Below are 12664 nucleotides of genomic sequence, written 5' to 3'. Positions count from 1 at the left end.
GTCAGTTTTATGACAGTTTTATGAAAAAACCATCCCTTTGCAGCCAATAAGCATAGCGGCTAACCGAAAGGGTGTTGCAAGGTTATTTCAGCAACTTTGCGAAGCCGTTCTGGGATTTCAACCAATCCTCCTTTTTAACCGCGACATCCCCTTCTCAACGTTTATAATCAGCGCCATTGATAACCTGCCCTAGCGGGAGTTTTATGCGCATTATACATACCTCAGACTGGCACTTAGGCCAGTATTTCTTCACCAAAAGCCGGGCGGCGGAGCATCAGGCTTTTTTACGCTGGCTAATCCAAAAAGTTGAAGAACATCAGGTTGATGCGTTAATTGTTGCCGGCGATATCTTCGACACAGGTTCGCCACCGAGCTACGCCCGCGAGTTATATAACCGGTTTGTGGTCGATCTTCAGCCGACGGGCTGTCAGTTAGTGGTTCTTGGCGGTAACCATGATTCTGTCGCAACCTTAAATGAGTCACGCGAACTGTTGGCCTATCTCAATACCAAGGTGATTGCCCACGCCAGCAACGATCTGGAACAACAGGTTTTCATTCTACACGATCGTGAAGATCAGCCCGGAGCCATTCTGTGTGCGATCCCTTTTCTACGCCCAAGAGATCTGATCGCCAGTCAGGCGGGAGAATCCGGATCGCAAAAACAATTAGCACTACAAGAAGCCATCGCGGCACATTATCAGCAGCTTTATCAAACGGCGGTCAACCTGCGCAAGCGGCTAGCATTACCCTTGCCCATTATCGCCACGGGTCACTTAACGACCGTAGGCGTCAGCACCTCCGACTCAGTTCGAGACATTTATATCGGCACGCTTGACGCCTTCCCTGCTCAGGCTTTCCCCCCCGCTGATTATATCGCTCTGGGCCATATCCACCGCGCTCAGCAGGTAGCAAAGTCGGAGCATATTCGCTATAGCGGCTCCCCGATTCCTCTCAGTTTTGATGAACTGAATAAAGAGAAGAGCGTATTTTTGGTGGAGTTCTCAGGGCAAAGCCTTGCCGGGGTGGAGACTCTGACTGTCCCGCAGTGGCAACCGATGCAATTAATCAAAGGGGATTTACGGCAGATAGAGCAGCAGCTCGCTGCCTTTAGCCAACTTTCCGGCCCACCGGTATGGCTGGATATTGAAGTCGCCACCCAAGACTATCTCAGCGATATTCAGCGACGCATTCAGGCATTGACGGAGAATCTCCCGGTTGAAGTGGTACTCCTGCGCCGCAGTAAAGAGCAGCGCCAAAACAGTATTCATCAGCAAGAGAAAGAAACGTTGAATGAGCTAAGCGTCAGCGACGTATTCGAACGTCGCCTCGCGTTAGAAACGGAGCTGACCGAACAACGGCAGCAGAAAATGCGGGAAATGTTTCAACAAGTTGTCGATGAAGTCACGCTGAATGCCGATGCAAGAGAAGAATAAGTATGAAAATTTTAAGCCTGCGCCTAAAAAACATTAACTCATTACAAGGCGAGTGGAAGATTGATTTTACCGCCGAGCCTTTTGCCAGTAACGGTCTTTTCGCCATTACTGGCTCAACCGGTGCCGGAAAAACAACGTTATTAGACGCGATCTGCTTGGCGCTGTATCACCAAACGCCACGGATAAAAGTCTCACCCAGCCAAAATGAGCTCATGACACGCCACACCGCTGAGTCACTGGCGGAAGTGGAATTTGAGGTAAAAGGCGTCAGCTATCGCGCATTCTGGAGCCAACGACGAGCAAAAAACTCTCCTGAAGGCAATCTGCAAGCTCCTAAAGTCGAGTTAGCCCTATGCGCGGACGGTAAAATACTGGCGGATAAAGTCGGTGATAAATTGTCACTTATCGCCTCGATTACCGGGTTGGATTTTGGCCGTTTCACTAAATCCATGATGCTATCTCAAGGGCAGTTTGCCGCCTTTTTGAACGCCGATGCTAACGATCGCGCCGAGCTGCTGGAGGAATTAACCGGCACAGAAATTTACGGTCGCTTATCCGAGCAGGTCTTTGAAAAGCATAAACAGGCTAAAGCCGAGCTAGATGCCTTATATTTACGAGCCAATGGCATTGAGCTGATGAATGAAGAACAGCGGCAGGATTTACAACAACAGTTAGACGCGCTGCATCAGCAGGAACAACAGTTCAGCGTCGAATTGCTCAATCTGCAAAATCAGGTCGCCTGGATTACGGTTTTGCGCCAGTTGCAACATAATGTGCAGCAATACGCTCAACAACATCTGCAGGTGGAAGAAGAGTATCAACGGGTTCAGCCCGATCTCCAGCGTTTGGCGCGCAGTGAACCCGCAGAAAAACTGCGTCCATTGCAACAAGAACGGGATCGCTGCCTGCAAGATTGGCAGCAAGCGCAGCAACATATCGCAACCTTAAAACAGCTGCAACAGCAACAACAGCTACAGCTCTCGCCGCTGACGCTAGCCTTGGAGCAGGCCACCAGCGCCCAGTTACAGCACGCTGAACGACAGCGCGAGAAGGAAACACTGATTGAACAGCATATAATTCCGTTAGACAACCATATTGCCGCTCAACGGAAAACCTTGTCGCAACTCGATGAGGATAAACTTCAACAGCAGAATAAAACGCAGAAAAGCCAGCAACAGCTTGAACAAGATGAACGCCTGCTAATGGAAACTCATCAGGGGCTGCAACAGTTAGCTGACTACATTCAGCAAAATACTCATCATCAACATTGGGAAAAGCATCTGCCGCTCTGGAAAGAACAGTTCCGTCAACAGCACAGCCAACGCCAACAACTCGCTGATAATCAGCAAATTTTGCAACAACAAGCGGCGCAGATTGTTGAGCTGCAACAGAAATTCGCCGTACTAAGCGCTCAAGGCGTACAGCAGCAGGCTGCATTGGCGCAAGCCACAATGCAGGCTGACGCCAGCAAACAACAGCTGGAGGCGCTAGAAAAACAGCAACCTCAGGCACAATTGCGTCAACGGCTTGCTGAACTTGGCGAGCAAAGAAATACCCGTCAACGGCTCGCAGCCTTATCGCCGCTGGCTCTACAGCTACAGGCCCAACATCAGAAAAACCAACAATATCTGCTCGATCAAAACCAGAAACTGGTACAACTCGAGCAGCAGCTGATAGAAAAAAGACAGCAATACGCCCAACAAAAACAGCACCTTGCTGATTTGGAAACGCTATGGGATCGCGAAAAACAGATTGTGACGTTGGCGGCAGAAAGAGCCAAATTGCAGTCAGGAAAAGCCTGCCCACTGTGCGGATCCCTAGAACACCCGGCTATAGCCGAATATCAAGCGGTAAAACCGTCTGAAACTGCGCTGCGCGTGGAGGCACTACGTGCGCAGGTTGATGAGCTGTCTAAGACGGGCAGCGGATTAAAAGCCGAAAAAGAAAATCTGCAGCAGCAGAAATCACGTCTGGAACAAGAATTACGACAAAGTGGTCTGCAGTTAGCTGAACATCAGCAAAACTGGCTGGCGCTGACCGCGCGGCTAGCTCTGAATTTCACTCTGGATGAACCGGCTCAGTTAACTGCGTGGCTAGAGCAACAGGAGCAGGAAGAGCAAGAATATCAGCAGAAACTGTCCGAATTTGAGCGACTCAACCAACAATATCAGCGAGCTAAAGACGCATTGGTTCAAGCCGAGCAGAATCAGCAGAAGAACCTGAGTGAAGTCGGCCTGCAACAACAACGCCTGCAAAACATTCAGCAATCTCAGCAGCAGTTACAGCAGACCGACCAGCGTCAGCAGGACGAATATCGACTGCAGCAACAGGATTTCCTCAATACATTAATCAATCTCGATCTACAGCAGCCGGAGCCAGAGCAGCAAACTGAGTGGCTAGATCTGCGGGAATATGAATGGCTGCGCTGGAAGCAGAATCAGCAGAATCAGCAACAGCTGGTATTACAACAAAAAACGCTGGAAACGCGGATAGAAAGCGAACGCCAGCGCCAAAAAGAATACCGCGACCAATTATTGAATATTGAGCAAAAGCTCAGCCAGGCAAACCGTGCGTTGCAGCAATATATTCATCAACGTCAAGAGCTGTTTGGCGATAAGGTTGTTGCCGACGAACGACAAAAACTGCGAACAGAGCAACAGCAAATCGAGCTAGCGCAAAAGGCCGCCAACGAAGCACTGCAACAGTTGCAGTCTCAGTTGAGCCGATTGGGCGGTGAATTAGCTCAACTGGAACAGCAGTTGCAGCAATATCAGCAGAAGGCCACCCAAACTCAGGCCGAATTCCAACAGGCTCTTGCCGCCAGCGAGTTTGATACTGAAGTCGCTTTTGCAGCAGCTTTATTAGATGAAGGCCAACGCCACTCTTTACTTCAACTGCAACAGCAGTTGAATGAACGCTTGCAAGAAGCAGTAATCCGCTTGCAGCAAGCGAATGACAGCCTCAACCAACACCTGAAACATTGTCCGTCAGGTATCTCCCCACACAGCGATTTATCCGAACGGCAAGGAATTGCAGAGCAGATGGCTCTGCAGCTAAAAGCTAACACCCTGCGTCAGGGGGAACTGCGTAATCAGTTAGAGAGCGATACACATCGACGTGCCAGCCAATCAGCCCTGTTCGAGCAGATAGAACATAACCAGCAGCAATACGATGACTGGAGCTACCTCAATCAACTTATTGGTTCAAAGGAAGGGGATAAATTCCGTAAGTTTGCTCAGGGCTTGACTCTCGATCATCTGGTTTATCTGGCTAATAACCAGCTTAACCGACTGCATGGCCGCTATTTACTCCAACGGAAAACCAATGATGCACTGGAGTTACTGGTCGTAGACACCTGGCAGGCCGATGCCATTCGGGATACCCGCACGCTTTCAGGAGGTGAAAGCTTCCTGGTCAGCCTGTCTCTGGCATTAGCACTTTCCGATCTGGTCAGCCATAAAACCAGTATCGACTCGTTGTTCCTTGATGAAGGCTTCGGTACTTTGGATGCCGAAACGCTGGATACCGCGCTGGATGCTCTCGACAGCCTGAATGCGACGGGCAAAACCATCGGTGTGATCAGCCACGTCGAGGCAATGAAAGAACGCATACCGGTGCAAATCAAAGTTAAGAAAATTAATGGATTAGGCATTAGCAGGCTTGATAATGCTTTTGCAGTTAATTAAGCGCAGAGTTATGGAAAGATGAAGCAAGAAGCAGCCAAAATCCAAGCTCAGACCGTAAGATTACTTCATATCAACTCGTGAATGCCTAGTGAACGTTGAATCTAGAGTTTGTGGCATTAGGTAAATTAGCACCCTTTGCTATTAATCTAATGCCGCTTTCGCCAACCAATAGCCGCTTATTACAGGTTGAGAAAAGCGGCTATTCATATTCTCTAATACATAATGAAATTAAGCGTCACATAGAGATCTAGCATGTATTGGGTATTGGGTATTGGGTATTGGGTATTGCGCATAAATATAGCCATTGATGGACAAAGGCAACGGACGAGGCTATTAGCCACCAAACTGCCCTGATAAGATTCCTGATATGCCTGTAGCCGCCTGAAGGAGCGACAGTCAGGCAATCACACTATTGCTGTGGCCACAGCCATGCAGCACCACGCACGCCGCTGGAGTCACCGTGTATCGCCTTGTGAATCGGCGTTTCACACTCCCCGCCGAATACCCACGGACGTATCAAATCAGGCAATGTACGATACAAACGATCGACATTACTCATACCGCCGCCCAATACAATCACATCCGGATCGAACAGGTTAATCACGTGAGCCAGTGATTTCGCGAATCGTTGCTCATAGCGTTGCATCGCCTGCTCGGCAATAACATCGCCTTGTTCCACCAGAGTAATGATTTCATGTCCTTTCAAGAGATTGCCGCTTAAACGAAAATAATCCATAGCAAAGCCCGTACCTGACACAAAGGTTTCGATACAGCCCTTCTTACCGCAATAGCAGGGAACCTCTAATTGATAACGTTGTTCATCCTCATCCTGCCACGGCAACGGATTATGCCCCCATTCACCGGCGATACCGTTTCCACCAGAATGAACACGCCCGCCAATAGCGATACCCGACCCACAGCCAGTACCAATAATTGCCGCAAAGACCAAATGTTTCCCTGCTCCGGCACCGTCTGTCGCTTCGGAAACAGCCAGACAGTTAGCATCATTAGCCAGTCTGACCGGACGGGCAAGCAAGTCAGATAAATCGCGATCCAACGTCTGCCCATTCAACCATACCGAATTGGCATTTTTTACTTTCCCACTAAAGGGGGACAAAGTGCCCGGAATACCTACGCCAACGCTTCCTTTTTCGCCAGTAGCTACCTCCGCATCCGTAACCAAACCGGCAATAGCCGATAACGTTTGATGATAGTCATGACGAGGCGTTTCAATCCGCTTACGAAAAAGCTCTCGCCCATCATTAGCCAGTGCAATGACTTCTATCTTAGTACCACCCAAATCTATACCAATGCGCATTGCGCCTCACCTCATTGAGCTGATGACTTTATTTTCAGCGAAATTTTTTAACGGAGTCACGCATCATTCCGCAAATTCAGACGTGCCGATTATTAGCTATTGCATACTAGTTTGGACAATCATTAGGTATCTCACAATCTTTGCATTTATCTATTTGACGCTACCGACAATTTAAATAATTCATCACCCTCAGCGAGCCATGCGTTGTAGTACTTTTTCACGCAATATTTCGATTCAGCCCCCAATTCATCACGCTATTTTGCTAGGGACTGCGGCTTCAATTCGTTATCATGCCGCCCTGCGTTTGATTAACACGCGTGCTTTAAGCGCGCCCGAGCTTGGGATAACACTATGCTGTGGTTTAAAAATTTAATGGTTTACCGTTTGAGCCGGGAAGTTTCACTGTCTGCGGACGAAATGGAAAAACAGTTAAGCGCCCTTTCTTTCACCCCTTGCGGTAGCCAGGATATGGCCAAGACCGGTTGGGTGCCTCCGATGGGCTCTCACAGCGATGCTTTAACCCATACAGTTAATGGGCAAATCATTATTTGTGCGCGTAAAGAAGAAAAAATCCTGCCTTCACCGGTGATTAAGCAAGAGCTACAGGCCAAAATCGAGCGTTTGGAAGGTGAACAGCACCGCAAACTAAAGAAAACGGAAAAAGACTCGTTAAAAGACGAAGTTCTGCATAGCCTGTTACCGCGCGCTTTCAGCCGTTTTAACCAAACATTCCTATGGATTGATACGGTTAACGATTTGATTATGGTCGATGCGGCCAGTGCCAAACGCGCCGAAGACACGCTGGCGTTGCTGCGTAAAAGCCTGGGTTCGCTGCCTGTCGTACCTTTAACTTTAGAAAACCCTATCGAACTAACATTGACCGAATGGGTTCGCTCCGGTGAATTACCTGCCGGTTTCGCGTTGATGGACGAAGCAGAGCTGAAGGCTATTCTGGAAGAAGGCGGCATTATCCGCTGCAAGAAGCAGGCTTTAGTCAGCGATGAAATTGCGGTACATATCGAAGCGGGTAAATTAGTCACCAAATTGGCACTTGACTGGCAAGAACGCGTGCAATTGGTGCTGTCTGACGACGGTTCGCTCAAGCGCCTGAAATTCTCAGATACACTGCGCGAACAAAATGATGATATCGATCGGGATGATTTCGCCCAGCGTTTCGACGCCGATTTTATTCTGATGACCAGCGAACTGGCAGCATTGATCAAAAACCTGATTGAAGCTCTGGGTGGCGAAGCGCAACGCTAAGTTTGCCGCGCATTTGAAGACGTTGCCCCCTCTGGCATGGAGAGGGCAATATTTTGATTAGCTTAGGTATTTACACAGATAAGCAGAGGCTTCTGCAACTTGCAGGTTAAATTCACTCTGTCCAGGAATGTAAAAAGTTTCTCCCGGCATAAACACCTGCCAGTCAGGAGAGCCTGGGATCAAGACTTTCAATGCCCCAGTAATTACCGTCATTTCCTCGGGTTGGGCGGTACTAAAAGTGTATTCCCCTTCTTCCATTACCCCAACGCTCGCGCGCCCAATGCTGCTACTGTCATAACCGATGGACTTCACTTTCCCGGTAAAATATTCATTAAATTTCAGCATAGTTTGGCACCCGCATCCTAATCATTGATGAGATTTCATATTAGGGTCACAGCATTGATTCTGTCACTGATTATTACGACAAAATGCGATCGCAAGCCGATTCACTGGGGTGGTTGCTGATAAAGCGTACAATAGAGGCAAAAAAACCGGGGCAATCGACCCCGGTGATGATAACAACAGAAGAATTATCTAATCACAGCGTTACATAATCAGTTCAGCAGCCAGCTTCGCCACCAGCACGTTCGATAACAAAACCGGTATTTCGAGCCGACGCTGTAAAAAATCGCGATGTTTTTGGTGATAGCCAATGCAATCCAGCACAACAACCTGTGCCCCCTGTTGCAGCAGCGTTTGCGCAGCTTGCTCAAGTGCCTGCTCATCGGCCAAATAAGGGCTGGCGATGGCAAAACAGGGAGGTGACGCCAGCATTTCCCACTTGGCGGCCTGCTGTTCGATTTGCTCTGAGAGTGGCACTACGATCCCGACCTGATGATCGCTGACAATCGCCGCGATCAAAGGCGGAATGATGCGATCCGGCTCCAGCAGCAGTGCCTCTCGGGTTTTCAAATGATGAAACTGCCCGGTGCATAGCAGTAAAATAATGCGACATCCCTGCGCTTCAAGTTGCTCAATTTTCTGCTGTAAACCGCGTTCCACTTTGCTTGCAGCCAAAGAAACCTGAGTGCCATCGCTCAAACGCGAAACCAGCACATGGTCGCCGCGCTCAATTGGCTGATATTGTTCCTCTACCTGTTTCCAATCCAGCCCATCCAGCAGGCCAATATGCATAACCTCATCCGACGGTAGGTATTGGGATAACAGCGGCATAATATCGCTGCGCGGTGCCTGACCTAGGGTTAATGTTGCCAATGACGCATTCATAGCGCGGCTTCGCCATGTTCGGGATGGCGTTGTTGTAGATGTATCAAAGAGCCATAAAGTGCAATAAGCCGTGCATATTCGGATTCGTCATAAAACTGACAGGTTCCACGGCCAAACTCTTTCGCTACTTCTACGGCAAATTTTACCGCGAGCGCGATATCTGTCTCATGGCTGGCACCGGTTCCACAGCCGGGTACTACCGACTGAGTACAAATGGCGACGCCAACCACCGGCGCTGAAGTGGCCGTTGAGGGCTGCATAATACTGTTTAGGTGATGCACACCGTTACCATAAGGAGTGATATCTGGAATAGTAATAGGGAATGTAACGGCATGGCTTCCGCTGGTCATCTCCATAATACGCAGCAAATCTTCGGCAACGCGCAGGATATAACCTTGCTTAACTGTAGGGGATAACGCATAGCCTTTATAATTGATGATGCGATTACCTTTAGTGGTATCAATCGATAAAATCGCATCGGCTTCCAGCATCACCTCGTTATCATTCATAGTGATGTCATCAATAGGGGAATCCATAAAATCGACGGGATCGTGTGGCCGAGTTGGCGCATTGGGGCAAATGTGAGTGGTTATCACCACATCACCGGCCAAAATATCGCCTTTACTACGCATTTCCGCCAGTTTAAGCGCGCTGGCAATGGCTGCAATGGCACCGTCAGCATCAGAAACCACACCAATGCGTTCAGGCCGCGCACCAATACCGCCCAAACGGCCGATAATGCCCAGCGTTGGCGCCGTGCCACCCAGTGTTTTACCCGCACTTCCCGCAATCTCTATTCGTACAAAATCCGTGCTGCCTTTTGGCCCAGTGGCGCGGACCGTGCTGGCCTTAACTCCTGAATAATCAACAAACAGTTCCACGATATCCTGACCAGAAACATGGGCACTATCAATCATTTCAAAAACGCGTAATGTTTGTTGCAAGCTCATCAGGACGATCCTTCATCATTAGGTCTCAGCAGGCAGCGGCATAGCTATTTGCCCTTACTGGATAAAATGGAGCTAAAGAAGTTGTACAATGCGTCGCCGGCAATAAAACCTGCCGCCATAATTTGCATTGGTGTACGCCCCTTTTCACCCCAACATTTAGTAATCAAAATGCGCAAAGCAATTCCTAGCACCACAGCCCAACCGGCTAGCGCGTTATTGATCAGTAATCCCGTCGCCAGCAGTATCCCAAGTTGACGTTTTGGGCCGCCAATCAACTGAATAATTGCGCCTGGAATAGCCCAAATCATCAGGCTAAACGCAATGCCTGGCTGCGCACCGGCCTCAATGGTTTTGGCATAAACGCGCGCCATCGGCGGCACTAAATCCTGTGCGAAATACCCCATATGAGTGAACCACACCACCGGAATGGCGATAACAAAAGCAATCAGCGCCGCAAATAACTGGATTTTCCGCCCTATCAGCTCCTGCTTCAGATCTTTACCGTATCCTCGCAGAATAAATCCGGCTTTCAGATCAAAGCCCATATCAGCAAAAGCAGGCCCAGTTGCAGCTGTAAAACCGGTTAAGATGCATAATGCCAACGGCGGAAAGCCGATCAAAATACCGACGATCAGTGTGATCAAAGCAACGGCAAAAGCTGGGAACCAACCGGAGTGCATAGCTGCAATGCCAACGATCAGTTCGTGAATAAAAGCGGCAAAAGCGGCATAAAAAATAAAACCGATCAACATGCCGGTAGACATATCGCTGTAAAGCCCACCAGCCAGCGCCAGCAAGGTCGCAATCACGACATAACCCACGGCACCTATACCGAGCGCTTTACGAACCTCCGTTGCCGGTTGGGTATAGTTCTTTTTATCCGATACTTTCTTGCTACGAATCACCTGGATGACCTGAATCAGAGCCACAAATCCTGCTCCGACCATCACTCCGTGGGGAATATAATTGGCATTAATATCAAATCCGATAAGCGGTTCAATATAGGCACGAATCAATAATCCCACGCCAAACATGCTTAATGCCCAAATATTACCGATAAAGGCGGTGCCAAAAGCGGCCATCGGAATTTTGAATATGGCCCCGACGACGCCAATTCCCACGCCGACGACCAACAGCCAGGCATGACGGCCCCCTTTGTCACCGGCTTTAATCGCTTCTGCGGCTGCAACGCCCGGCGGCCAGGCATTCTCTGCTGGAAAAATTTTGGTATCGAATAATCGATAGAGTAAATAGGCATCCAGTAACATCGCGGCGGCGACGCCACAAAACATCGGTAAAATTAGCTCTGGCTGCCCCATAACATAAGGAACAGCAATAGGCATCAACAGACTATTTGCAGCACCAAAGGTTGCCGACGAAATAACAGTTTGTGCCAGGTTTTGTGTATGAATGGATCGATAGCGTTGAAAAAACTTTAGAGGGATACGAGCCAATAACATGGCAAATAATGCACCAATGATTGAAGTATTGGGTGTCACCCCTAAAGTTGTAATCAATTGGACGCCAATAATTGCGCCAATACTAGAAAGAAATATCATCACTACCAGCGTGCCGATATCCCTTAGTTGATTCCCTGATGTTTGCTCCATTTTTATCTCCCTGAGTTCCGCTGGTGTTAGCGCTAGCTATCAAATAACACGATAATATTAGTTCCCTGGTGAGGCGCTAATTAGGTTATTATTAATGGCCAAACTCCTATCAATGGAGTTTATTTGGCTCACAGGTCTTCCTATGGAGAAATAAAGCAAATAAAAAATATTTTTTAAATAAAGTTAAAACTTGCAAATCTTAGCTAGCTATAAATTATTATTTTTCAACCAGTAATCATCATTTAATTTCTCAGCTAATAATCTGGTTGTAGAAATTAATGCTTCAACATATTCACTGGGGTAAAACGGGGGTTCATCCGAACTCGGAAAAGACAAACATAGCCCAATCGTTTCACTGCGATGCTTATTGCTGATATTGGTCGCTATTGAGCTAACGCCTTGTAAAGTCTCATTACGAGCAAAAGTCCAGCCGACCTGGCGCGCCGTTGCCAACTTATCTAATAATGCTGCCAGATTCTGCGGAGCATTGGCAGAGCGTGGTTTATAAGAGCCAAAATGTTCACGAACCTCATCGTCACTCTGGCGAGCCAAAATAGCCCGACCCACTGAGGTTTCCGCGGCAGGAGAACGGGTACCAACCGGCGTAACCACCGGTAAAAATTGTTGCCCCTGAAACATTCGCAAAACCATAATTTCCTGCCCATCCAACGCAGAAATATAACCGGTGCAGCGCGTTATTTGACTCAATTTAATCATCATTGAAGCCGCCATATCGACTAAAGGCGTAGAGAGATATTGGCTGGATATTGATAATAATAAACGACCAATATGATACAACCGCGTATCCGGATCTCGCTCTAATAAACCTTCCGATTCCATCGTCATTAATAAACGTGACGTCGTACTTTTTGCCAATCCTAATTGGTTAATAACATCGCTAAAGGAAATACCCGGATGAGCATGCATGACGTTTTGTTTGGAAAATAACTTTAGTACTGCCGAAGCATTTTCTAATGTGCTCATTTTAAATGAGTTCCAATATATGAAACTAAGTTCCCGATTGAATGAAATAAAACTAGAATCCTTCTGTCATATCGTCAAGTTTTTTATTTAATTTAAAATACAATAATTAGCTAACACACATACTTTATAATGAAAAATTGAAATTTTTATCGAAGTAAAACGAAAAAACACAAGTTTAATTCTCATTAATTAA

Annotated in this window: 9 protein-coding genes; 3 read left to right on the top strand and 6 right to left on the bottom strand. The window is 47.9% G+C overall.

Features of this window, described 5'->3' with window-relative positions; translation table 11 throughout:
* Positions 1–203 precede the first annotated feature (203 nt).
* Together sbcD and DBA33_RS14195 are read left to right on the top strand one after the other, a co-directional pair.
* Entirely contained in the window at positions 204–1433 is a 1230-nt protein-coding gene (sbcD, locus tag DBA33_RS14200) for an exonuclease subunit SbcD (RefSeq protein ID WP_064514135.1), read from the top strand.
* Between the two features lie 2 nt (positions 1434–1435).
* Complete coding sequence (locus DBA33_RS14195) at positions 1436–5119, top strand: AAA family ATPase (protein WP_120806676.1); 3684 nt, start codon at positions 1436–1438, stop codon at positions 5117–5119.
* 409 nt (positions 5120–5528) lie between these two features.
* Here DBA33_RS14195 and mak read toward each other — a convergent pair whose 3' ends face one another.
* Positions 5529–6437, bottom strand: a complete 909-nt coding sequence (mak, locus tag DBA33_RS14190; RefSeq protein WP_064514138.1) for a fructokinase — start codon at positions 6435–6437, stop codon at positions 5529–5531.
* 351 nt (positions 6438–6788) lie between these two features.
* On the opposite strand from mak, the gene rdgC reads away from it, so the two are divergent.
* On the top strand, positions 6789–7700 hold the full coding sequence (gene rdgC, locus DBA33_RS14185; protein ID WP_064514140.1) for a recombination-associated protein RdgC: 912 nt from the start codon (positions 6789–6791) through the stop codon (positions 7698–7700).
* Between the two features lie 57 nt (positions 7701–7757).
* Here the strand turns inward: rdgC and ppnP are convergent, their stop codons facing one another.
* From ppnP to DBA33_RS14160, 5 genes are all read right to left on the bottom strand, one after another.
* On the bottom strand, positions 7758–8045 hold the full coding sequence (ppnP, locus tag DBA33_RS14180) for a pyrimidine/purine nucleoside phosphorylase (RefSeq protein WP_049598469.1): 288 nt from the start codon (positions 8043–8045) through the stop codon (positions 7758–7760).
* 201 nt (positions 8046–8246) lie between these two features.
* Complete coding sequence (locus DBA33_RS14175) at positions 8247–8927, bottom strand: AroM family protein (protein ID WP_120806675.1); 681 nt, start codon at positions 8925–8927, stop codon at positions 8247–8249.
* Positions 8924–9877, bottom strand: a complete 954-nt coding sequence (locus tag DBA33_RS14170) for a DUF1177 domain-containing protein (protein WP_064514144.1) — start codon at positions 9875–9877, stop codon at positions 8924–8926. The genes DBA33_RS14175 and DBA33_RS14170 overlap by 4 nt, the downstream gene beginning before the upstream one ends.
* A 44-nt stretch (positions 9878–9921) precedes the next feature.
* On the bottom strand, positions 9922–11487 hold the full coding sequence (locus DBA33_RS14165) for an OPT/YSL family transporter (RefSeq protein WP_120806674.1): 1566 nt from the start codon (positions 11485–11487) through the stop codon (positions 9922–9924).
* Between the two features lie 207 nt (positions 11488–11694).
* The gene (locus DBA33_RS14160) at positions 11695–12471 is read right to left on the bottom strand and encodes an IclR family transcriptional regulator (RefSeq protein WP_064514149.1); all 777 of its coding nucleotides are present in this window, start codon (positions 12469–12471) and stop codon (positions 11695–11697) included.
* Positions 12472–12664 lie beyond the last annotated feature (193 nt).

It is taken from the genome of Yersinia sp. IP36721 (assembly GCF_003634395.1).
Lineage (GTDB): Bacteria > Pseudomonadota > Gammaproteobacteria > Enterobacterales > Enterobacteriaceae > Yersinia > Yersinia entomophaga.
This window is presented reverse-complemented; position numbering and strand designations above follow the sequence as displayed.

Coding starts and splice junctions, on each gene's coding strand:
- sbcD (WP_064514135.1), top strand. CDS start 204: ATGCGCATTATACATACCTCAGACTGGCACTTAGGCCAGTATTTCTTC.
- DBA33_RS14195 (WP_120806676.1), top strand. CDS start 1,436: ATGAAAATTTTAAGCCTGCGCCTAAAAAACATTAACTCATTACAAGGC.
- mak (WP_064514138.1), bottom strand. CDS start 6,437: ATGCGCATTGGTATAGATTTGGGTGGTACTAAGATAGAAGTCATTGCA.
- rdgC (WP_064514140.1), top strand. CDS start 6,789: ATGCTGTGGTTTAAAAATTTAATGGTTTACCGTTTGAGCCGGGAAGTT.
- ppnP (WP_049598469.1), bottom strand. CDS start 8,045: ATGCTGAAATTTAATGAATATTTTACCGGGAAAGTGAAGTCCATCGGT.
- DBA33_RS14175 (WP_120806675.1), bottom strand. CDS start 8,927: ATGAATGCGTCATTGGCAACATTAACCCTAGGTCAGGCACCGCGCAGC.
- DBA33_RS14170 (WP_064514144.1), bottom strand. CDS start 9,877: ATGAGCTTGCAACAAACATTACGCGTTTTTGAAATGATTGATAGTGCC.
- DBA33_RS14165 (WP_120806674.1), bottom strand. CDS start 11,487: ATGGAGCAAACATCAGGGAATCAACTAAGGGATATCGGCACGCTGGTA.
- DBA33_RS14160 (WP_064514149.1), bottom strand. CDS start 12,471: ATGAGCACATTAGAAAATGCTTCGGCAGTACTAAAGTTATTTTCCAAA.